This window comes from Streptomyces pinistramenti (assembly GCF_020564935.1).
GTDB classification, from domain to species: domain Bacteria; phylum Actinomycetota; class Actinomycetes; order Streptomycetales; family Streptomycetaceae; genus Streptomyces; species Streptomyces pinistramenti.
Window position 1 is genome coordinate 48305 of record NZ_JAJCXB010000016.1, and the last position, 22913, is coordinate 71217.

The 22913-nt window shown below is 71.9% G+C and carries 16 protein-coding genes and 1 pseudogene; 1 reads left to right on the forward strand and 16 read right to left on the reverse strand.

Translation table 11 applies throughout. The features are described from left to right. Nucleotides 1–189 precede the first annotated feature (189 nt). The 4 genes from rpe to fmt form a co-directional block, all read right to left on the reverse strand. A complete protein-coding gene (gene rpe, locus LIU39_RS13915) occupies nt 190–870 on the reverse strand; it encodes a ribulose-phosphate 3-epimerase (protein WP_227047009.1) in 681 nt (226 codons plus the stop codon). A 1111-nt stretch (nt 871–1981) separates the two neighbouring features. Beyond that, the gene (locus LIU39_RS34920) at nt 1982–3484 is read right to left on the reverse strand and encodes a hypothetical protein (protein ID WP_264482748.1); all 1503 of its coding nucleotides are present in this window, start codon (nt 3482–3484) and stop codon (nt 1982–1984) included. A gap of 859 nt (nt 3485–4343) precedes the next feature. Continuing rightward, nucleotides 4344–5777 (reverse strand): RsmB/NOP family class I SAM-dependent RNA methyltransferase, encoded by a 1434-nt coding sequence (locus LIU39_RS13930; RefSeq protein WP_227047011.1) that lies wholly within the window; start codon nt 5775–5777, stop codon nt 4344–4346. A 113-nt stretch (nt 5778–5890) separates the two neighbouring features. Next, on the reverse strand, nt 5891–6829 hold the full coding sequence (fmt, locus tag LIU39_RS13935) for a methionyl-tRNA formyltransferase (protein ID WP_227047012.1): 939 nt from the start codon (nt 6827–6829) through the stop codon (nt 5891–5893). A 457-nt stretch (nt 6830–7286) separates the two neighbouring features. On the opposite strand from fmt, the gene LIU39_RS13940 reads away from it, so the two are divergent. After that, nucleotides 7287–7829, forward strand: coding sequence for a hypothetical protein (locus LIU39_RS13940; RefSeq protein ID WP_227047013.1), 543 nt, complete (start codon nt 7287–7289; stop codon nt 7827–7829). 93 nt (nt 7830–7922) lie between these two features. On the opposite strand, the pseudogene LIU39_RS13945 reads toward LIU39_RS13940, so the two are convergent. The 12 genes and pseudogenes from LIU39_RS13945 to LIU39_RS14000 all read right to left on the reverse strand — a co-directional run bounded on the left by LIU39_RS13945 (nt 7923) and on the right by LIU39_RS14000 (nt 22913). Then, nucleotides 7923–10060 (reverse strand): annotated as a pseudogene (locus tag LIU39_RS13945) (primosomal protein N'). A 103-nt stretch (nt 10061–10163) separates the two neighbouring features. Continuing rightward, on the reverse strand, nt 10164–11372 hold the full coding sequence (gene metK / locus LIU39_RS13950) for a methionine adenosyltransferase (protein ID WP_227047014.1): 1209 nt from the start codon (nt 11370–11372) through the stop codon (nt 10164–10166). 240 nt (nt 11373–11612) lie between these two features. Further along, entirely contained in the window at nt 11613–12848 is a 1236-nt protein-coding gene (gene coaBC / locus LIU39_RS13955; RefSeq protein ID WP_227047015.1) for a bifunctional phosphopantothenoylcysteine decarboxylase/phosphopantothenate--cysteine ligase CoaBC, read from the reverse strand. 137 nt (nt 12849–12985) lie between these two features. After that, nucleotides 12986–13258, reverse strand: a complete 273-nt coding sequence (gene rpoZ / locus LIU39_RS13960) for a DNA-directed RNA polymerase subunit omega (RefSeq protein ID WP_005319902.1) — start codon at nt 13256–13258, stop codon at nt 12986–12988. Nucleotides 13259–13329: 71 nt separating this feature from the next. Next, a complete protein-coding gene (gene gmk / locus LIU39_RS13965) occupies nt 13330–13947 on the reverse strand; it encodes a guanylate kinase (RefSeq protein ID WP_227047016.1) in 618 nt (205 codons plus the stop codon). A gap of 38 nt (nt 13948–13985) precedes the next feature. Then, entirely contained in the window at nt 13986–14309 is a 324-nt protein-coding gene (locus LIU39_RS13970; protein WP_227047017.1) for an integration host factor, actinobacterial type, read from the reverse strand. Between the two features lie 204 nt (nt 14310–14513). After that, on the reverse strand, nt 14514–15407 hold the full coding sequence (gene pyrF, locus LIU39_RS13975; RefSeq protein ID WP_372463854.1) for an orotidine-5'-phosphate decarboxylase: 894 nt from the start codon (nt 15405–15407) through the stop codon (nt 14514–14516). After that, a complete protein-coding gene (locus LIU39_RS13980; RefSeq protein ID WP_227047084.1) occupies nt 15404–16513 on the reverse strand; it encodes a quinone-dependent dihydroorotate dehydrogenase in 1110 nt (369 codons plus the stop codon). The genes pyrF and LIU39_RS13980 overlap by 4 nt, the downstream gene beginning before the upstream one ends. A gap of 80 nt (nt 16514–16593) precedes the next feature. Then, nucleotides 16594–19905, reverse strand: a complete 3312-nt coding sequence (carB, locus tag LIU39_RS13985; protein ID WP_227047018.1) for a carbamoyl-phosphate synthase large subunit — start codon at nt 19903–19905, stop codon at nt 16594–16596. Beyond that, entirely contained in the window at nt 19898–21040 is a 1143-nt protein-coding gene (gene carA, locus LIU39_RS13990; protein WP_227047019.1) for a glutamine-hydrolyzing carbamoyl-phosphate synthase small subunit, read from the reverse strand. Before carA ends, carB begins: the two co-directional genes overlap by 8 nt. Next, on the reverse strand, nt 21037–21630 hold the full coding sequence (locus LIU39_RS13995) for a PH-like domain-containing protein (RefSeq protein ID WP_227047020.1): 594 nt from the start codon (nt 21628–21630) through the stop codon (nt 21037–21039). Before LIU39_RS13995 ends, carA begins: the two co-directional genes overlap by 4 nt. Next, on the reverse strand, nt 21627–22913 hold the full coding sequence (locus tag LIU39_RS14000) for a dihydroorotase (protein ID WP_227047021.1): 1287 nt from the start codon (nt 22911–22913) through the stop codon (nt 21627–21629). Before LIU39_RS14000 ends, LIU39_RS13995 begins: the two co-directional genes overlap by 4 nt.

The following is a 22913-nucleotide window of genomic DNA, read 5'->3' on the forward strand; positions in this document are numbered from 1 at the left end:
CGGCTGGCTACCACGAAAATCTCCCCTGTTGCGCATCTGATCGAGTCTTTGCTCATCCTTTCAGAAACCCGGGGCCGACGGGGACCACGACCGCCCCCTGGGTGTGAACGCCGGGTGGCGCCGTGCACAACCGGGGGCGGGGCAAGGATGAAAGAAGCGGGACGGGACGGAGCCGCCCCGTCCGCCGGATCAGTGGGCGCAGCCCCAGCTCGCCGCCGTGGCCGCGGCCGCCTTCTCACGCAGGTCGTGGACGGCCTTGGCCGGGTCGTCCGCGCCGTAGACCGCGGAGCCCGCCACGAACACGTCCGCGCCCGCCTCGGCGCACCGCTCGATCGTCGCGGCCGAGACCCCGCCGTCCACCTGGAGCCACAGCTCCAGACCGTGCCGCGAGATCAGTTCACGGGTCCGCCGGATCTTCGGCAGCATGATGTCCAGGAACGCCTGGCCGCCGAATCCCGGCTCCACCGTCATGATCAGCAGCATGTCCAGCTCGGGCAGCAGATCCTCGTACGGCTCGATCGGCGTGGCCGGCTTGAGCGCCATCGACGCCCGCGCGCCCTGCGCCCTGATCTCCCGCGCCAGCCGCACCGGCGCCGCCGCCGCCTCCGCGTGGAAGGTCACCGAACCCGCGCCCGCCTCGATGTACTGCGGCGCCCAGCGGTCCGGGTCCTCGATCATCAGATGCAGGTCGAGCGGGGTGTCCGTCGCCTTGCTGAGCGACTCGACGACCGGCACTCCGAGCGTGAGGTTCGGCACGAAGTGGTTGTCCATGACGTCGACATGGAGCCAGTCGGCGCCCTCCACCGCCTTCGCCTCCTCGGCGAGCCGGGAGAAATCTGCGGACAGGATGCTGGGGTTGATCAAGGCCATGGAACCAGTATGGCCTGCCCGAGCGGCCACCTCGCAGCGGGCTCCCGGGGCCTTCCACCTGCTCCAGGAATGCCCCGGGGGCCGAAGCGGGCCCGGATCCGCCCGGCACCCTCAGCACCGCCACCCGCCATCCGGCGTCCGGACACACCGGGCAACCCACGCTGCCCGCAAGGCCGTTGACACCGGCAGAACGGCCCCTGGGGGTAGGCCCGCGTTCGGCATGGCCCGTTCTGCGGCGATGACCTGGCCGTTCTCCAGCCGTCTCATTCGGGGCCACGCCGATCTGTCTCACGATCTTGTCCCTTCGGCTCTGATGGGGAGTCCTCACGGGCTCGTGCTGCTCCGCCCAGGCCGTCGGCGTCATGCCGTCAGCGTCATAGAGGGATCCTCCCAAGGTGGTTCCCGGTGATGGTTTTGCCCCGGGTGGTAGTCCGGGCGGTGACGTCGAACGGGTGATCGGTGCTGCTGTGCAGCGGCAGGTGGCACGGCAACCCGCCATAACAAGATCACTGCCGATCTGCGCGAGGCCGGATCGGAGCCCTGACCGATCTCGGCTTCGTCGGCTTGGACGACAACCTCGCGGCGCAGGAGCACGGCGTCACCACCCGCTGAACGGGAGGATCTCGACCACGGTCCGAATGAACGCGGAGCACGCCATCACCCTCGTGCGGGCCGTGCTCGTGCTGACGACCCCGAAGGTCTCCCGCTGACGGGCTATCACGGCGAAGCGATCACGCCGCCGACCAGTCCGAGCGCCGGGCCCCCGCCCCCACCAGCCCCCGCGACCTGCAACCATCAAGTCGAAACGGGCTCGTTGCCGGCAGCCCCGCGCTGCCGGGGCAGCATGTGGGGGTGCCCACCAGCGGGCACCCCCGTTTCGCCTACTGCGCCGGCAGCTGATGACGACGCGACCCTCTCCGCCGAGCCCACCGTTCCCGCCCAAGGCGCCGTGAGCGGTGACATCGGTGCCCGTATGGGCCAGGTCAGGGCCACCTGGAGTGCCGCTGTTCCCGTCACCACTGCCGATACCGGCTTTGCCGCCGGCTTTTCGGGCTCCGGACCTGACACCGGCAGCTCCCCTGACGCCATGGGCTTCCACGATCGGAACGGTTCAGCAGGAGGCTGGTGCGCCGACGCCGGCCTGTCCGCCACTGCCCTCAGGAAACCCGCCACCGCCCCCGTTGCCGCCGGTGTTGGTGGTGTCTGCGGGCTGCGAGCTTCCGCAGACCGTGCCGTTGCCACCGTTGCCGCCGTCGCCACCCCGACCACGGCCCGTTACGGAAGTGACCGGGCTGTTGCCGCCGTTGCCGCCGTCGCCTCCGGTGTTGTCGCCTCCGGTGTTGGTGTCAGAGACAACAGCGATGCTGCCGGCGTTCCCGGTGCCACCGGTGCCGCCGTTACCACCGCTGCCGGCGGCGCCGGGATAGCGAACGCTGCGGCCGCCGTCACCGCCGTCGCCGCCGTTGCCGCCGTTGCCACCTCGTGCGCTCACACTGCCACTGGCGGTGACGGAGCTTCTGCTGCTGTTGCCGTCACGACCGAGGCCGCCTCTGCCGCCCATGCCACCCGCGCCGCCGTTGCCCATGAAGCTGCGGTCGCCTTCGCCGCCGGGGCCGCCCCGGCCTCCCCGGCCCCCGTCACCCCCCGTGCCACCTGTCACGACGACGGCACTGGCAGTGATGACGCCGGCGCCGCTGGAGTTACCGGAGATGCCCGTGCCACCGATGCCCCCGACACCGCCGAGGCCGCCCTCGCCGTTGTAGCCGTTGTAGACGGCGGCGCCGCGGGTGCCGCCCTGACCACCGATACCGCCCTGACCGCCGACGCCGCCGGGGCTGCTGGTCGCCGTCACGGTGGCGGCGGACGCTGTGACGGCACCGTCGTTGCCGCCGCCGCCGGCACCCCCCGGGCCACCCGAACCACCCGAACCACCGTCGCCGCCGTGGCCGCCGACGGCCGTCTGGCTGCTGCTGTTGCCGCCGGTGCCGCCTCTGCCGCCAGAGCCGCCGGTGCCCCCGGCCGCGCCGACGCCGCCGCGCGCCGTCACCTCGGCGTCGCTCGCGGGGCTGCTCACGGTGATGGTGCCGTTGTTGCCGTTACCGCCGTTACCGCCTCTGCCGCCGATGCCCCCGTCGGCACCCGTGCCGCCGTCGGTGCCTTTGGCGCCGTTGATGCCGTCGGTGCCGTTGGCACCGGTGCCACCGATGCCACCAGCGCTGCCGTTGCCCCCGGTGACGGTGACGTGTGCGGTACCCGCGCTGTCTCCGATGTTGATGGTGCCGTCGTTGCCATCGCCCCCGTCCGGGGCCGCACCACCGTCGGCACCCGTCACCGAGATGGTGATCGTGCCCGTGCCGGTATAGGCGAGCGTGGCGTCCCTGCCGATGCCGGGGGCACCCGGCGTGCCGTTGGTGACGGTGACCACGGTGTCACCGCCGGACAGCGTCCAGTTCTCCGTCAGCCCGCCGGTACACCTGTACGTGACCGGCCCGGGAAGACCGATCGGCGGCACGTCCTGTGAACATCCGGGGGGCAGGTCGGCGGCATGGGCGGGCGCCCCGAACGCCGTCATCAGGGCACCCACGAGCACGACGGCCGAAGCCAGGGGCACCATACGGGGGCAACGCTTGCGTACAGGCACGTCAGCTCTCTCCCATGAGTCGTCGAAGCACCGACATTCGTCGTCGGCTGCCATGTGTTCCTCGCCGGTATGAACCTCCACGCGGAGAGGAGAGGGGCGACACAGGTGAGTCACGCGTCGACCCGCCTGGGTTCCCCGGGGCCGCGCCGGCACGACCGGCAGCGGGGCGAGCCCCGGCCCTACGGCGCTTCGGTCCCGGCTGCGGGCGGCGCGCTGTCGAACGCTCCCAGGTCTCACAGGCTGTCCCGCCAGGGTGTGGATCCATTGCCCGACTGCTTTGACGACCTTTCTGCCGAGATCGGTGGGTATCGAGTCGGCGGCCGCGTCCCGCGCGGCTCAGCAGCGGCCGCCGAGGTCCGTTATCAGACACCTGAGTTGCATCGTGAAGGCTGCGCGTTCGACACCGTGCGCCTGGCACGCTTCGGCCAGGGCGGGGTGCCGGCCGATGGCTGGCCAGAGTGCGGCGTTGAACGATGTGCTGCTCGCGGAGCCACTGCCATGGAGGGAACGTCGACGCCCGCCGTCGCCAGGGGCAGTCCTCGTCGATCTTCCCGTCCGTACGGCGAAGGCTCATGGAGACCTCGCCCACCACGCGCGACATGGCCCACTCCGACCCGTAAGGACGGAGGACGAAGCCCCCGGCCCTGACCAGCTGAGACATCACCACGATCGCGCCGGAGAACGCCACCGCATAGGTCAGGGCGGGTTCAGCACCACTACGAGTGAACGGTCAAACCGGCGTTCGTCCCATCGCCCTGTCCCTTGGGCCGGAAGAGGGCCACCGTCGATGAGAAAGGGGCACGGGAAATGCGATCCTACAGAGGAAGCCCTCTCAGGCCATCCGTCGCAGCAGCGCCAGGTACATCGCGTCCGTACCGTGCAGATGCGGCCACAGCTGGACGTCCGGGCCTTCACCGAGCGCCGGGACGCCGGGCATCAGGGGACGGGCGTCGACCCACTCGACCTCGACGGGGGCTCCGCCGTGCCCCTTGAGCACGTCGTCCACCACGGCACGGGTCTCGGCCGGATGCGGGGAGCACGTCGCATAGCCGACGACGCCGCCGACCCGCACCGCGGCCAGCGCCTGGCGGAGCAGTTCGCGTTGCAGCGGCGCGAAGCCGTCCAGGTCATCGGGCCGACGCCGCCAGCGCGCCTCGGGCCGCCTGCGGAGCGCGCCGAGGCCGGTGCACGGCACGTCCACCAGCACCCGGTCGAAGGAGCCGGGCCGCCACGCAGGCCGGGTGCCGTCGGCGGCGATCACCGCGTAAGGGCCGGGGTTGCCCTCCAGTGCGCGGGCGACCAGACGGGCGCGGTGCGGCTGCTTCTCGGAGGCGAGCAGGGCGGCGCCGCGCTCGGCCGCCAGCGCGGCCAGCAGCGCCGCCTTGCCGCCGGGGCCCGCGCAGCCGTCCAGCCAGGCCCGGTCGCCGCCCTCGACGGGCGCGTTGGCCAGCGCGATGGCGACCAGCTGGCTGCCCTCGTCCTGCACCCCCGCGCGCCCCTCACGGACCGCGTCCAGCGCGCCCGGCTCGCCGCCCTCCGCAAGCCGTACCGCGTACGGTGACCAGCGTCCCGGCAGGCCGCTGTCCTCGCCGACGGCGGCCAGCAGCTCCTGCGCCGTGGACCGGCCGGGGCGCGCCACCAGCGTCACCTCGGGCCGCTCGTTGTCCGCTTCCAGCAGGTCCTCGATACCCGCGCGGCCGCCGCCGAGCGCGTCCCACAGGGCCGAGACGATCCAGCGCGGATGGGCGTGCACCAGGCCGAGATGCGCCTCGGGATCCTCGTCGTAGTCCGGCGCGACGCGCTCCAGCCAGCCGTCGAAATCGGCGGCGGCGATCTTGCGCAGCACGGCGTTGACGAACTTCGCCCGGCCGTCACCCAGGACGACCCGGGCCAGCTCCACGCTCGCGCTGACCGCCGCGTGCGTCGGGATGCGGGTACCGAGGAGCTGGTGCGCGCCGAGCGTGAGCACGTCCAGCACCGGCGGGTCGACCTCGCGCAGCGGACGGTCCACGCACTGCGCGATGATCGCGTCGTAGGTGCCCTGGCGGCGCAGCGTTCCGTAGACGAGTTCCGTCGCCAGCGCGGCGTCCCGGCTGTCGAAGTCGTCGCTCTCGCGCGCCTTGCGCAGCAGCGGCGGCAGGACGAGGTTGGCGTAGGCGTCCCGCTCGTCGACGGCCCGCAGCGCCTCGAACGCGAGGATCCTGACCGGGTCCTTCTGCGGGCGGCGGTAGGGCTTGCTGGGGCGACGGCGCGGCTGCTGGCTCACAGAAAAGGTGCTCCGGATACGAGAAGAGAGGTCCGTGACCAGCCTACGCGGAGCGGCCCGCGGGCCCGCGCGGGGACGGGGACGGACGCCCCGGCCCCCGCCCGGACAGCCCGCTACTCGCCCATCAGCTCCCCGGCCTCGATACGGACCCCGCGCGCCCAATCCGCGCCCTGCATCGGCTTCTTGCCCTGCGGCTGGACCCAGAGGAGTTGCACGGCGTGGCTGCCGGTGCCGACGTACACGGCCTTCTTCGTGGCCGCGATCTCGCCGGGCGCGAGGTGCAGATCGGCGTCAGGTCCTGCGGACGTCACGGACATCAGCTTCAGGCGCTCGCCGCGGAACTCCGTCCAGGCGCCGGGGGCCGGGGCACAGCCGCGCACCAGGCGCTCCACCCGCAGGGCGGGCGCGGACCAGTCCGTCTTCGCGTCCTCGACCTCGATCTTGGGCGCGTAGGAGATGCCTTCCGACGGCTGCGGTACGGCGTGCAGGGTGCCGTCCTGGATGCCGTCCATCGTCGCGACGAGCAGTCCCGCGCCGGCGAACGCCAGCCGGGTCAGCAGGTCGCCACTGGTGTCCGTCGGACGCACCTCTTCCGTCAGGACGCCGTAGACGGGCCCGGAGTCCAGGCCCTGCTCGATCTGGAAGGTCGAGGCGCCGGTCACCTCGTCGCCGGCGAGCACCGCGTGCTGCACCGGCGCCGCGCCACGCCAGGCCGGCAGCAGCGAGAAGTGCAGGTTGACCCAGCCCTTCTCGGGGACGCCGAGGGCGGCCTTCGGCAGCAGCGCGCCGTAGGCGACGACCGGGCAGCAGTCCGGAGCGATCTCGCGCAGCCGGGCGAGGAAGTCCTCGTCCCCCGGCTTCGCGGGCTTGAGCACCTCGATACCCGCCTCCTCGGCGCGCTCGGCGACCGGACTCGCGACCAGCCGCCGGCCGCGGCCGGCCGGGGCGTCGGGCCGGGTCACGACGGCGACGACCTCGTGCTGGTCCGAGGCGATCAGAGCATCCAGGGCGGGTACGGCGACCTCGGGGGTACCGGCGAAGACGAGCCTCATGGGTGGCGCACTACCTCTCACACGCTGCGGAACGACGCATCAGTCTAGGGCGTGCCCGGTGGGCCGCGCCGGGTGCCCGCAGGCCCGGCTCGTGCCGTCCGGCGCGATGCCCCGCACGGCAACGGGCCTGCCACCAGGGGATTCCGCAGGTACCCAGGAGGCGAGGGAGAGAGGCGCTGCGCCGGGGGTCGTGGGCAGCGCGCCCCAGGGCATGCGCCGCAGGTCGCGGGCCGTCCGCCCCGGAGCATGTGCCCCAGCTCGCGGGCCGTTTCCGCGCGGGGGCGTACGCACCCGGCCGCGCCCCGCGCACAAGCTCGTACGCCCCCACACCGTGACCCGAGCCGCTGCTGCCGCGTTGGTCAAACAGCATTGACCCACCATCGGGCCGCCCGGACGGTCCCGTCGTCTTCATCCTTCCTTGCCCTTCCTTTTCCACGCCGGTTCGAGAGGCTTGCCCATGGCCGACCACGCAACCCACGACGCCCAGGCGCGCGCCAGCCTGCATCTCCTGGTGCGCGACATCGAGCGGGTACGCCGGCAGGTGGACGCGTTGCGCACCCTGACCGCGCAGCTCGGCAACGTCTACCGGCCACGCCGCACCGGGCCCTCCGCGGGCTTCGTCGTCTACGGGCGCGCGCCCGCCCCCACCGTGCGCCTCGCCCAGGAACTGCGGGACAGCGTCGAAACACTCGTCACGGCCGCGGTCGACTTCGACCGCTCGCTCGGCTTCTCCTGGGACGCCGTGGGCTCGGCGCTCGGCGTCACCAAGCAGGCGGTGCACCGCCGCTACGGTGGCCGCCGGGCCAGCGCCCAACCCGCGGCCGACGGCGGGGAATCGGCGCCCCGCTCCCCCGAAGCGCCTGCGGCCCGCGCGGTGACCGTCGCCGGCCTGCCCGGTACGCCGTCCGTCCCCTCCGCCCGCGCGATGCCCGCGCAGTCCTCCCCCGCCGTGCGGGACGAGACCCGGCCCGGCGCCTTCCCCGGCCCGCGCAACGGCTGACACACGCCGCCGGTCACGCCAAGAGCGCCAAGCCCCCTTCCCTGCCGCCGAGTTCCCGCCCACGCGCCCGAGCCGCCCGCAGCGGTGCTCACATCACCCGAGATCAGGCGGATCGATCCGCACCCGCACCGCATCCCCCTCCCGTTTGACCAGGCGCGCCGCGCGGGCGGCCTTCAGGGACGCCGCCAGCGCTGCGCCCTGGCCCGGCCTGACCCGCACCAGCGCCCGCTCCCACGACTCGCCCGGCGGCGGATCGCCGGGACGGCGCGGCCGCCCCGGATCCGCGACCGGCAACGGAACCGGCCCCAACACCTCGGCCCCCGCCGGGAGTTCGGCGGCCCTGAGCAGCTCCACGACATCCTCGGCACGGCCGGCGACCGCCGCCATCCGGGAGACCGGCGGAAAGCCGAGCTCGGCCCGCTCGGCCAGCTCACGGACCGCATGCCCGACGGGATCCCAGCGCACCAGCGCCTGCACCGGCCGCAGCGTCGGCTCCGCGATCACCGCGACCGTGCCGCCCGCCTCCTGGCCGCGCACCAGGGACGCGGCGGTCAGCCAGCGGCGCAGCGCCTCCTCCCCGGCCCGCAGGTCCGGCCGGCCCAGCAGCGCCCAGCCGTCGAGCAGCAGCGCGGAGGCGTATCCGGGGCCCTCGGCCACCGGTTCGGCGCCCGGCGTGCTCACGACCAGGGCGGGGGTGCCGGGCACCGTCGTCAGGATGTGATCGCGGCCCGACGTGCGCACACCGGGACCGCGGGAAATGCCCGGCCCAGCTCCTCCGCCGTCCGCCTGGCGCCCACGATCCGGGCCCGCAGCCGGGTGCCGCCGCACTCCCCGCAGTGCCAGTCCGGCTCCTGGCGGCCGCACCAGGAGCACGCCAGCTCACCGGCGTCCTGCGACTCCAGCGGGCCCGCGCAGGCCCGGCAGCGGGCCGGTGCCCGGCACCGCTCGCAGGCCAGCCGGGGTGCGTAACCGCGCCGCGGCACCTGGACGAGCACCGGTCCCTGCTTGAGCCCCTCGCGCACCACCTGCCACGCCATCGTCGGCAGCCGCGCCGCGCGGGCCGCCGCATCCCGCGCCTCGTCGCCGTCACCGATCGTCCGCACCCTGGGGGCGACGGCCCGCACCCGCTCGCGGTCGGCAGCCAGCGGGCGCGCCCAGCCCGTCTCGACCAGCTGGGCCGCCTCCACCGTGCAGCTCAGCCCGCCGAGCAGGAACCCCGCGCGCTCCCCCACCGCGCGCTGGATCAGCACCTCCCTGGCATGCGGCTGCGGGGCGTGCGGATCGCTGTGGCTGGCGTCGCCGTCGTCCCACAGCGCGACCAGCCCCAGGCCGGCGACCGGCGCGAACATCGCCGCCCGCGTCCCGATCACGGCGCGCACCGAGCCACGGCTCACCGCGAGCCACCGCCGGTAGCGTTCCTCGGGCCCGGCATCCGCGGTCAGCAGCACATGCCGCCCGTCCCCGATCAGCTCGCCGAGCGCCTCGTCCACCCGCGCCGCGGCCCGCCCGTCCGGCACCACCACCAGCGCGCCACGCCCCGAAGCCAGGGCCGCCGCCACCGCGCGGGCCAGCTCCTGCGGCCAGGTCGCCCCCGGCAGCGCCGTCCACACCGCCCGCGGTGCGTCCCCCCGCGCCAACGCCTCCAGAAAGCCGGGCCCCGCGCCGTACCGCCCCCAACTCCCGACATCCGGCGGCTGGTTGGGTGGCAAGGGGGCCGGAGACGCCTTCGCCTCGGCGCGCGCCCGGCGCGGCGGCACCGCGAGCTGCACGACGTCGGCGAGCGTCCCGGCGTAGCGGTCGGCGACGGCCCGGCACAGGGCCAGCAGCTCGGGTGTCAGCACCCGCTCGGACGACAGCACCTGCGCGAGCGGCGCCAGCACCCCCCGGAAGTCGCTCTCCGCCGCGCGCTCCACGATGAACCCGCTGACCAGCCTGCCGCCCTCGCGCCTGCCCCCCTTCTCCCCCGCCCCGAACCGCACCCGCACCCGCACCCCGGGCTGCGCCTCGGCGTCCATGGCGGCGGGCACCGCGTAGTCGAAGTACCGGTCGAGGTGCACCAGCCCCTTGTCCACCAGGACCCGCGCCACCGGCAGCTCCGCGGCCAGCTCGGCCCCCCGCCACGTCCGCGGCTTCGCCCGCGACGTCTTGGTCTCCCGCACGCTCTCCCGGATGAGGGCCAACTGCTCACCCGCACCCGCCTCCGCCCCCGGACACCCGTTCTCCCTGCTCACAGCATCCAGTCTTAGCAGACACCACTGACAGCGGCTCATGACGGACGGCCCCGGACCATCAGGTCCGGGGCCGTCCGTCATGCGATGCCAAGCGGCAGCGGGATTACAGCCCCGTCGCCTTCCGCAGTGCGTCCACGCGGTCGGTGCGCTCCCAGGGGAAGTCGTCGAGTTCGCGGCCGAAGTGGCCGTAGGCCGCGGTCTGCGCGTAGATCGGGCGGAGCAGGTCGAGGTCGCGGATGATCGCGGCCGGGCGGAGGTCGAAGACCTGGCCGATGGCCTGCTCGATCCTGTCGGTGTCGACCGTGGCCGTACCGAACGTCTCCACGAACAGGCCGACCGGCTCGGCCTTGCCGATCGCGTAGGCGACCTGGACCTCGCAGCGGGCCGCGAGCCCGGCCGCCACCACGTTCTTCGCCACCCACCGCATCGCGTACGCCGCCGAGCGGTCGACCTTGGACGGGTCCTTGCCGGAGAACGCGCCACCGCCGTGCCGGGCCATGCCCCCGTACGTGTCGATGATGATCTTGCGGCCGGTCAGCCCGGCATCGCCCATCGGGCCGCCGATCTCGAACCGCCCGGTGGGATTGACCAGGAGACGGTAGCCGTCGGTGTCCAGCTTGATGCCGTCCTCGACCAGCTCCTTGAGGACGTGCTCGACCACGAACTCCCGGATGTCCGGCGCCAGCAGCGAATCCAGATCGATATCACTCGCGTGCTGCGAGGACACCACGACCGTGTCCAGACGGACGGCCTTGTGACCGTCGTACTCGATCGTCACCTGCGTCTTGCCATCAGGGCGCAGGTAGGGGATGGTCCCGTTCTTGCGGACCTCGGACAGACGCCGCGACAGACGGTGCGCGAGATTGATCGGCAGCGGCATCAGCTCCGGCGTCTCATCGCACGCATAGCCGAACATCAGGCCCTGATCGCCGGCCCCCTGCTTGTCCAGCTCGTCCTCATCGCCTTCGACCCGCTGCTCGTACGCGGTGTCGACGCCCTGCGCGATGTCCGGGGACTGCGCACCGATGGACACCGAAACGCCGCACGAAGCGCCGTCGAAGCCCTTCTTGGAGGAGTCGTAGCCGATGTCGAGGATCTTGTTGCGCACCAGGCTGGGGATGTCGGCGTACGCCTTCGTCGTCACCTCGCCGGCCACGTGCACCAGGCCGGTGGTGATCAACGTCTCGACGGCGACCCGGGACGACGGGTCCTCCTTCAGGAGCGCGTCGAGAATCGTGTCGCTGATCTGGTCAGCGATCTTGTCGGGGTGGCCCTCGGTTACGGACTCCGAGGTGAACAGGCGGCGGGACACATCGCTCCCTGGGGTTGCAGCGGCTGCTGGCTGATCATTGGCGGACGGGCTCGAGAGCTGCGCTCGGCCCGATCCACTGCCAGTTTATCGGTCGTATGCGTTGTTCGGACACGCAGTCTCGATTTATGGACCCTCCGTGACCTGGGACACCACGGCCCACGGAAGGACGATCATCCGTATGGACCCGCCGGGTCAAGAGGGCACACCGGTAAACGCCGGACTGGTGGGGCAATCGAACCGTCAGCCACGCGGCCCGGTGAGCCGCGCCGCGACGAGGTCCCACACCGTGTCGGCCAGGGCTTCCTTGGGGCCGTGAGGCACCGGCGTCTCGGTTCCGTCCGTGGCGAGGATCACCGCTTCGTTCTCGGCCGATCCGAAGGTCTTGTGCTCGCCGACCTCGTTGACAACCAGCAGGTCACAGCCCTTGCGCGCCAGCTTCGCGCGCCCGTTGGCGAGCACCTCGTCGGTCTCGGCAGCGAAGCCGACCACCAGCTGCCCGGGACGGGCCCGGTCGGCGGAGAGCTCGGCGAGGATGTCTGGATTCCGGACCAGCGTGACCGGTTCCGGCTCCTGCCCGTCCTTCTTCTTGATTTTGCCGGAGGCGTAGCGGGTCGGACGGAAATCGGCCACCGCCGCCGCCATGACCACCGCGTCGGCGTCGGCCGCCGCCTTGAGCACCGCCTCGCGCAGCTGGACCGCGGTGCCGATGTGCACCACGTCCACACCCGCGGGATCGGGCAGCCCGGTGTTGCCGGCGACGAGGGTGACCCTGGCGCCCCGCGCCGCGGCCGTACGGGCCAGGGCGTAGCCCTGCCTGCCCGACGAGCGGTTGCCCAGGTAGCGCACCGGATCCAGCGGCTCGCGGGTGCCGCCGGCGCTGACCACGACATGGCGGCCGGCCAGGTCGGCCTGGAGCGCCTGCGGGCCCCGGGCCAGCACCCGGCGGCAGAGCTCGAAGATCTCGCCGGGGTCGGGGAAGCGGCCCTTGCCGGTGTCAACGCCGGTGAGCCGGCCGACCGCGGGCTCGATCACGATCGCCCCGCGGCGGCGCAGGGTGGCGACGTTCTCCTGGGTGGCCGGGTTCTCCCACATCTCGGTGTGCATCGCGGGGGCGAAGACCACCGGACAGCGGGCGGTCAGGAGGGTGTTGGTCAGCAGGTCGTCGGCGAGGCCGTGGGCGGCCTTGGCCAGCAGGTCGGCGGTGGCGGGGGCGACCACGACGAGGTCGGCGGCCTGACCGATGCGGACGTGCGGGACTTCGTGGACGGATTCCCAGACCTCGGTGGAGGCGGGGTTGCCGGACAGGGCAGACCAGGTGGCCTCGCCGATGAAGTGCAGCGATGCGGCGGTCGGCACCACGCGGACGTCGTGACCCGACTCCGTCAGCCGCCGCAGCAGCTCACACGCCTTGTACGCGGCGATGCCACCGCTGACCCCCAGGACGACCTTGGGCGTGTCCCGCTCCCGCTTGTCCATCGCTTCGCTGCTCCCCGAGCCTCGGTCCGAACGTGTGCCCCTATGGAAACACTCCCGGACACACCGAGGGCCCGGCAGGTTCCCCGGATTCCGCCGGGAGACGCCCTGCCGGGCCCTCGGTGAAGGTGCTGTGCCGCTTACTGAGCCGGGCCCTCGATGGCCTCGGAGGTCAGCAGACCCGCGTTGATCTCGCGGAGCGCGATCGACAGGGGCTTCTCGTGGACGTGGGTGTCGACGAGCGGGCCGACGTACTCAAGCAGGCCCTCGCCGAGCTGCGAGTAGTACGCGTTGATCTGACGCGCACGCTTCGCTGCGTAGATCACGAGGCTGTACTTCGAGTCGGTGGCCTCGAGAAGCTCATCAATCGGCGGGTTGATGATGCCCTCGGGCGCGGTGATGGAAGAGGACACTCTCTGCCTTCCGAAGGGGTGTGAAGCCGGTGTGAAGCAAAAAATCTGGCGGAGTCCGGGAACTCGCGGTGTCAGCCGCTGATCTTTCCGTTCCCATTACGCCGCAGCATCAAGGCTAGCAGCTCACGGCTGACGTCCTCGACGGAGGTATTGACGAGCGTCACGTCGAATTCCGCCTCGGCGGCCAGCTCGGTCTTCGCGGCCTCCAGGCGCCGTTCGATGACCTCGGGGGCCTCCGTGCCGCGGCCGGTGAGCCTGCGGACCAGTTCGTCCCAGCTCGGCGGTGCCAGGAAGACCAGGTGCGCCTCCCTCATGGACTCGCGGACCTGACGGGCGCCCTGGAGGTCGATCTCCAGCAGAACGGGCTCCCCGGACTCCAGGCGGTCGAGGACCGCCTGGCGGGGGGTGCCGTAACGATTGCCGGCGAACTCCGCCCACTCCAGCAGTTCGCCGTTGGCGACGAGCTTGTCGAACTCCTCGTCCTCGACGAAGAAGTACTGGACACCGTGCTTCTCGCCGGGGCGCGGCTTGCGGGTGGTGGCCGAGACCGAGAGCCAGACCTCGGGGTGAACTTTGCGCATATGAGCGACGACCGTGCTCTTGCCGACCCCCGAGGGGCCGGAGAGCACGGTCAGTCGCGGACGAGCGTCCGGGGGCGCGGGGGTCGTCCCCCGGGATGTTGCAGCCATGCAGCGATTATTCCAGCTTCCCGGCTGTGCCGGAAAACTCAGGTCGTCGCGCCCCCGAACTCGCGCTCCAGGGAGGCGATCTGGTTGGAGCCGAGGCCCCGTACACGGCGGCTCTCGGAGATCCCGAGCCGCTCCATGATCTGCTTCGCGCGGACCTTGCCCACGCCGGGCAGGGACTCAAGGAGGGCGGAGACCTTCATCTTGCCGATGACGTCGTTCTCCTGGCCCTGCTTGATGACCTCATGGAGGGTGGCACCGGAGTGCTTGAGCCGATTCTTGACCTCGGCGCGCTCCCGGCGAGCCGCGGCGGCCTTCTCGAGCGCGGCTGCGCGCTGTTCAGGGGTAAGGGGCGGAAGAGCCACGCCTACGTCACCTCGGATGTCGAACTGTCGGATACGGACCGGTGTGGAACCTAGTCGCCCCGCAACTGCGGAGCAACGAGCAACGCTCTTACGTGCGGTGCTCTCGACGGAGACTAGCGGCCAAGGGCGCCGGAGTCAGCGAGAACAGACGAAAAGTCCTGGTCAGACTCTGCTGACCAGGACAATTCGGGACCAAAGTCCCGGCTATCCGACCACCTTTTGCACTTCGTCGGCACATCGGGCCGCGGCATCGCGCAGCGCGGCGGTGTCCGGACCGTGCCGCAGCACCCCCCGGCTGACGCTCGGCACGACGTTGCGGACCGCGTCCCCGAAGACCCGGGGGAGGTCGGCGGGGGTGGCGCCCTGGGCGCCGATGCCGGGGGCGAGCAGCGGGCCGTTGATCGCCAGGTCGAACGCGGAGAGATCGCCGAGCGTGGCACCGACGACCGCGCCGAAGGAACCGAGCGGGTCCGCGCCCGCGTTCTCCCGCGCGAGGTGGCCGAGCACGGTGGCCGCCACGCTGCGGCCGTCCGCGCGCACCGCCCGCTGGATCTCCTCGCCCTCCGGGTTGGAGGTGAGGGCGAGCGCGAAGACGCCGCAGCCGTTCCCCGCGGCCAGGTCCAGGGCCGGGCGCAGGGAGCCGTAGCCGAGGAACGGGCTGACCGTGACGGCGTCCGAGAACAGCGGGGAGGCCGGGTCGAGGTACGTCGCGGCGTAGGCGGACATGGTGGAACCGATGTCGCCGCGCTTGGCGTCCATCAGGACGAGGGCGCCGCGCTCGCGTGCCTCGACGACGGCGGTCTCCAGGACGGCGACACCGCGCGAGCCGAAGCGTTCGAAGAAGGCGGACTGCGGCTTCAGCACGGCGACGCGGTCGGCGAGCGCCTCCACGACGGTGCGGGTGAAGCGCGCCAGGCCGGCGACGTCGTCGTTCAGGCCCCAGTCGGCCAGCAGCGAGGCGTGCGGGTCGATGCCCACGCACAGCGGGCCGCGCTCGTCCATGGCGTGCCGCAGACGGGTGCCGAAGGGCGGAAGAGAGGGCAGCCGCCCGGCGGGCGTCGTTGCGGGGCGGTGGTCGGGCGAGGGGGCGGCCGTCATGCGGTCACCTTCTTGTGTTCGGCGCCGACCGCGTCGGCGAGCGTGGCGTACGGGCTGTTGCGCAGGCGGGCGGCGAGTCCCTTGTGGAGGGCGCGGCACCAGAACGGGCCTTCGTAGATGAAGGCGCTGTAGCCCTGGACGAGGGTGGCGCCGGCCAGGATGCGCTGCCAGGCGTCCTCGGCGGTGGTGATGCCGCCGACGCCGATGAGGGTGATCCGGCCGCCGACGCGGGCGTACAGGCGGCGCAGCACCTCCAGGGAGCGTTCCTTGACGGGTGCGCCGGACAGGCCGCCGGTCTCGGCGGTCAGGGCCGGGTCGGAGGTCAGGCCGAGACCTTCGCGGGCGATGGTGGTGTTGGTGGCGATGATGCCGTCCAGGCCGAGTTCGACGGCGAGGTCGGCGACCGCGTCGATGTCCGCGTCGGCGAGGTCCGGGGCGATCTTGACCAGGAGCGGCACCCGGCGGCCCGTGACCGTACGGTCGGCGGCCTCGCGGACGGCGGTCAGCAGCGGCCGGAGGTGCGCGGTGGCCTGGAGGTTGCGCAGTCCTGGGGTGTTCGGGGACGAGACGTTGACGACCAGGTAGTCGGCGTGCGCGGCCAGCCGCTCGGTGGAGGTGACGTAATCGCCGACCGCTTCCTCCTCCGGGACGGCCTTGGTCTTGCCGATGTTGACGCCGAGTGTGGTCGGGAAGACCGGGCGGCGGGCGGCCAGGCGGGCGGCCACGGCGGCGGAACCGTCGTTGTTGAACCCCATGCGGTTGATCAGCGCGCGGTCCGCCACGAGCCGGAAGAGGCGCTTCTTGGGGTTGCCGGGCTGCGGCTGGGCGGTGACGGTGCCGATCTCGACGTGGTCGAAGCCGAGCATCGTCATGCCGTCGATGGCGGTGGCGTTCTTGTCGAAGCCGGCGGCCAGGCCGAAGGGTCCGTGCATCCGGCGGCCGAGCGCCTCGGTGCGCAGCTCCTTGAAGCGGGGCGCGAGGGCGGCTGCGACGAAGGTGCGCAGCACCGGGATGCGGGCGGCACGGCGGATCCAGCCGAAGGCCAGGTGGTGGGCCTGCTCGGGATCCATCCGCTTGAAGATCAGGTGGAAGAAGAGGCGGTACATCGTCGGGGGCGGGCCTTTCGCGGAAGGAGGTCGGCGGCTCATGAAGAGGGGGACACCGCCCGGTGTCCCCCTCGGTGGCCCTACTCCTCGCGGGCTGCGGTGAGATGGCGCGCGTGTTCCTGGAGGGAACGTACGCCGACGTCTCCGCGGGACATCGCCTCGATGCCCTGCACCGCTGCGGCCAGCGCCTGGACCGTGGTCAGGCAGGGGATGCCGCGGGCGACGGATGCGGTGCGGATGTCGTAGCCGTCGAGGCGGCCGCCGGTGCCGTAGGGGGTGTTGACGATGAGGTCGACCTCGCCGGCGTGGATGAGCTGGACGATGGTCCGCTCGCCGTTGGGGCCCTCGCCTTCGGACTGCTTGCGGACGACGGTGGCCTTGATGCCGTTGCGGCGCAGTACCTCGGCGGTGCCGGAGGTGGCGAGCAACTCGAAGCCGTGCGCGACCAGTTCGCGGGCCGGGAAGATCATCGAGCGCTTGTCGCGGTTGGCCACCGAGACGAAGGCGCGGCCCTTGGTGGGCAGCGCTCCGTAGGCGCCGGACTGGGACTTGGCGTACGCGGTACCGAAGACCGAGTCGATGCCCATGACCTCGCCGGTGGAGCGCATCTCCGGGCCGAGGACGGTGTCCACGCCGCGGCCCGACGCGTCGCGGAACCGTGACCAGGGCATGACGGCTTCCTTGACGGAGATCGGCGCGTCCAGCGGCAGCGTGCCGCCGTCGCCGGTCTTCGGGAGCATGCCCTCGGCGCGCAGTTCGGCAACGGTGGCGCCGAGCGAGATGCGGGCGGCGGCCTTGGCGAGCGGCACCGCGGTGGCCTTCGAGGTGAAGGGGACGGTGCGGGAGGCGCGCGGGTTGGCCTCCAGGACGTAGAGGATGTCGCCGGCCATCGCGAACTGGATGTTGATCAGTCCGCGGACGCCGACTCCCTTGGCGATGGCCTCCGTTGAGGCCCGCAGCCGCTTGATGTCGAAGCCGCCGAGGGTGATCGGGGGCAGCGCGCAGGCGGAGTCGCCGGAGTGGATGCCGGCTTCCTCGATGTGCTCCATGACGCCGCCGAGGTACAGCTCGGTGCCGTCGTAGAGGGCGTCGACGTCGATCTCGATGGCGTCGTCGAGGAACCGGTCGATGAGGACCGGGTGCTGGTCGATGAGGCCGGCGTGGCGGGTGAGGTACTCGCCCAGCGACGGCTCGTCGTAGACGATCTCCATGCCGCGTCCGCCGAGCACGTACGACGGGCGGACCATGACCGGGTAGCCGATCTCGGTGGCGATGGCCTTGGCCTCGCCGAAGGAGAACGCGGTGCCGTACTTGGGGGCCGGCAGTCCGGCCTCGGTCAGCACCCGGCCGAAGGCGCCGCGCTCCTCGGCGAGGTCGATGGCCTCGGGCGAGGTGCCGACGATCGGCACGCCGTTGTCCTTGAGCGCCTGGGCGAGGCCCAGCGGGGTCTGGCCGCCGAGCTGGACGATGACGCCGGCGACCGGCCCCGCCTGGGTCTCGGCGTGCACGATCTCCAGGACGTCTTCGAGCGTCAGCGGCTCGAAGTACAGGCGGTCGGAGGTGTCGTAGTCCGTCGAGACGGTCTCCGGGTTGCAGTTGACCATGACGGTCTCGTAGCCGGCGTCGCTGAGCGCGAAGGAGGCGTGCACGCAGGAGTAGTCGAACTCGATGCCCTGGCCGATGCGGTTGGGGCCGGATCCGAGGATGATCACGGCGGGCTTTTCGCGCGGGGCGACCTCGGACTCCTCGTCGTAGGACGAGTAGAAGTACGGGGTGTTGGCGGCGAATTCGGCGGCGCAGGTGTCGACGGTCTTGTAGACGGGGCGGACGCCGACGGCGTGCCGGACCTCGCGGACGACGTCCTCACGCAGCCCGCGGATCGCGGCGATCTGCGCGTCCGAAAAACCATAGCGCTTTGCTTCCGCAAGAATTTCGGGCCCGAGCTGGCCGACGGCCGCGATCTCGTCGGCGGTCTCCTTGATCAGGAAGAGCTGGTCGACGAACCACGGGTCGATCTTCGTCGCGTCGAAGACCTCCTGCGGGGTGGCGCCCGCGCGGATCGCCTGCATCACCGTGTTGATCCGGCCGTCGGTCGGAACCTGGGCGGTGACCAGCAGTTCGGCCTTGTCGCCCGGCGCGCCGACGAAGTCGAACTGGCTGCCCTTCTTCTCCAGCGAACGCAGCGCCTTGTTGAGCGCCTCGGGGAAGTTACGGCCGATGGCCATGGCCTCGCCGACCGACTTCATGGTGGTGGTCAGCGTGGCGTCGGCGGCGGGGAACTTCTCGAATGCGAAGCGCGGGACCTTGACGACGACGTAGTCGAGGGTCGGCTCGAAGGAAGCCGGGGTCTTCTCGGTGATGTCGTTCGGGATCTCGTCGAGGGTGTAGCCCACCGCGAGCCGGGCGGCGATCTTGGCGATCGGGAAGCCGGTGGCCTTCGACGCGAGCGCGGAGGAGCGCGAGACGCGCGGGTTCATCTCGATGACGATGACCCGGCCGTCCTCGGGGTTGACCGCGAACTGGATGTTGCAGCCGCCGGTGTCGACGCCGACCTCGCGGATCACGGCGATGCCGACGTCGCGCAGGATCTGGTACTCGCGGTCGGTGAGCGTCATCGCCGGGGCGACGGTGATCGAGTCGCCGGTGTGCACGCCCATCGGGTCGAAGTTCTCGATGGAGCAGACGACCACGACATTGTCGTTCTTGTCGCGCATCAGCTCCAGCTCGTACTCCTTCCAGCCGAGGATGGACTCCTCCAGGAGCACCTCGGTGGTCGGCGAGAGCGTCAGGCCCTGGCCCGCGATGCGGCGCAGCTCCTCCTCGTTGTGCGCGAAGCCGGAGCCCGCGCCGCCCATGGTGAAGGAGGGGCGGACGACGACGGGGTAGCCGCCGAGCGCGTCGACGCCCTGGAGGACGTCGTCCATGGAGTGGCAGATGTACGAGCGCGCGGACTCGCCATGGCCGATCTTGCGGTTGACCGCCGCGACGACATCCTTGAACAGGTCGCGGTCCTCGCCCTTGTTGATCGCCTCGACGTTGGCGCCGATCAGCTCGACGTCGTACGCGTCGAGGGTGCCGGACTCGTGCAGCGAGATGGCGGTGTTCAGGGCCGTCTGGCCGCCGAGGGTCGGCAGCAGCGCGTCGGGCCGCTCCTTGGCGATGATCTTCTCGACGAACTCGGGGGTGATCGGCTCGACGTAGGTGGCGTCGGCGATCTCCGGGTCGGTCATGATCGTGGCCGGGTTGGAGTTGACCAGGATGACGCGCAGGCCCTCGGACTTGAGGACCCGGCATGCCTGGGTGCCGGAGTAGTCGAACTCGGCGGCCTGGCCGATCACGATCGGGCCGGAGCCGATGACCAGGACGGACTGGATATCGGTGCGCTTAGGCACGCTGGCCCTCCATGAGCTGGACGAAGCGGTCGAACAGGTACGCAGCGTCGTGCGGGCCCGCGGCGGCTTCGGGGTGGTACTGGACGCTGAAGGCCGGCTGGTCGAGGAGGTGCAGGCCCTCCACCACGTCGTCGTTCAGGCAGACGTGCGAGACCTCGGCGCGGCCGTACGGGGTGTCGGAAACCCTGTCGAGCGGGGCGTCGACGGCGAACCCGTGGTTGTGGGCGGTCACTTCGACCTTGCCGGTCGTACGGTCCTGCACCGGCTGATTGATGCCACGGTGGCCGTACTTGAGCTTGAAGGTGCCGAAGCCCAGCGCGCGGCCCAGGATCTGGTTGCCGAAGCAGATGCCGAACAGCGGCGTCTTCCGCTCCAGCACGCCCTGCATGACGGAGACCGGGTGGTCGGCGGTGGCCGGGTCGCCGGGCCCGTTGGAGAAGAACACGCCGTCGGGTGCGACCGCGTAGACGTCCTCGATGGTGGCGGTGGCGGGCAGGACGTGCACCTCGATGCCGCGCTCGGCCATCCGCTGCGGGGTCATGCCCTTGATGCCGAGGTCGATGGCGGCGACGGTGAACTTCTTCGTGCCGACGGCGGGGACGACGTACGCCTCCTTGGTCGCGACCTGCTCGCTGAGGTTCGCGCCCTGCATCTCGGGGGCCTGGCGCACCCTGGCGAGCATGGTGCCCTCGTCGGGCAGCGCGTCACCGGAGAAGATGCCGACCCGCATGGCACCGCGCTCGCGCAGGTGGCGGGTGAGCGCGCGGGTGTCGATGCCGCTGATGCCGACGACGCCCTGGGCGACGAGCTGCTCGTCCAGGGAGCGCACCGAGCGCCAGTTGGACGGTATGCGGGCGGGGTCGCGGACGACGTAGCCGGACACCCAGATCCGCTGCGATTCGTCGTCCTCGTCGTTCACCCCGGTGTTGCCGATGTGCGGGGCGGTCATGACGACGACCTGGCGGTGGTACGACGGGTCGGTCAGGGTCTCCTGGTAGCCGGTCATGCCGGTGGAGAACACCGCCTCGCCGAAGGTCTCCCCCACGGCCCCGTAGGCGCGGCCGCGGAAGCTGCGGCCGTCCTCCAGGACGAGTACGGCGGGGATTTTGGCGGTCCCCCTGGTGGAGGTCGTCATCGTGCGCCTTCCGTTTCGGTGTGCTCGGTGGTGCTGGTGGTGTGCCGGGGGCTGAGCGCGTTCACGGCTTCGACCCAGGCCGGGTGATCGGCCGCGCGGTCGGAGCGGAACCCGGAGTCGATCTCCGTGCCGCCGTGCTCCCAGGTGATGATCAGCAGGCCGCCCTCGGGGAGGACCTTGCCTGCGATGCCCTTGTCGAGGCGGGCGCCGCGCAGCGCTGCGGCCGGCACGAAGAAGTCCTGCGCGCCCGGCCGTACGACGAACAGGCCCTGGTCGGTCAGGGTCAGCTCGGCGCGGCTGCGGGTGCCCAGGCCCTGGGCGACGATCCGGTCGAGCCACTGCCCTGCGGTGGTGGAGGCGTGGTAGCGGCCGCTCATCGTCAGCGTGGGCTCGGCCGCCGGGGCCGGGGCGACGGGCAGCTCGGGCAGGCCGCCCTGGAGCGTGCGGCGCCATTTCCAGCCCTGGCGCATCAGCCAGTAGACGAAGACGATGAACAGCAGCAGGCCGACGACCCAGCCGATGCGGGCCGCCCAGTCGGTGACCTCGGCGGACTTCTGTGCTGCGGCCAGTGTGGTGAGGTGAGGAGTCACGCGAGCTTCCCGTCGACGACCGTTGCGCGGCCCCGGAGGAAGGTGTGGGTGACGCGTCCCGGCAGCTCACGGCCCTCGTAGGGGGTGTTGCGGCTGCGGGAGGCGAAGCCCGCGGGGTCCACCACTCCACGGTAAGCGGAATCGTGCAGCGTCAGGTTGGCGGGCTCGCCGGGCGAGATGGCGCGGCCGTGGCCGGTGAGGCGGCCGATGTGCGCCGGGCGGAAGGACATCCGGTCGGCGACGCCGGCCCAGTCCAGCAGCCCGCTGTCGACCATCGTGTGCTGGACGACGGAGAGCGCGGTCTCCAGGCCGACCATGCCCATGGCGGCCGCGCCCCACTCGCAGTCCTTGTCCTCGTGCGGGTGCGGGGCGTGGTCGGTGGCGACGCAGTCGATGGTGCCGTCGGCGAGCGCCTCGCGCAGCGCCATGACGTCGGCCTCGGTGCGCAGCGGCGGGTTGACCTTGTAGACCGGGTTGTAGGAGCGGACCAGCTCGTCGGTCAGCAGGAGGTGGTGCGGGGTGACCTCGGCGGTCACGTTCCAGCCCTTGGACTTGGCCCAGCGCACGATCTCCACGGAGCCGGCGGTCGACAGGTGGCAGATGTGCACGCGGGAGCCGACGTGCGCGGCGAGCAGCACATCGCGGGCGATGATCGACTCCTCGGCGACGGCCGGCCAGCCGCTGAGCCCCAGCTCGGCGGAGACGATGCCCTCGTTCATCTGGGCGCCTTCGGTCAGCCGGGGCTCCTGGGCGTGCTGGGCGACGACGCCGTCGAACGCCTTCACGTACTCCAGGGCGCGCCGCATGATGACGGCGTCGTCGACGCACTTGCCGTCGTCGGAGAAGACCCGCACGCCGGCCGCGGAGTCGTGCATCGCGCCCAGCTCGGCGAGCTGCCTGCCCTCCAGGCCGACGGTCACGGCGCCGATGGGCTGCACGTCGCAGTAGCCGGACTCCTTGCCCAGCCGCCAGACCTGCTCGACGACGCCTGCGGTGTCGGCGACGGGGAAGGTGTTGGCCATGGCGTGCACGGCGGTGAAGCCGCCGACGGCTGCTGCCTTGGTGCCGGTCAGGACGGTCTCGGAGTCCTCGCGGCCCGGTTCGCGCAGGTGGGTGTGGAGGTCGACGAGGCCGGGGAGCAGGATCTGCCCGGCCGCTTCGACGACCCGGGCGCCCTCGGCGCCGAGGTCCGTGCCGACCTCGGCGATGGTCTCGCCGTCGATCAGCACGTCCTGCGGCTCGCCACCGAGGATCTTCGCCCCGCGGATAAGGATCTTGCTCAT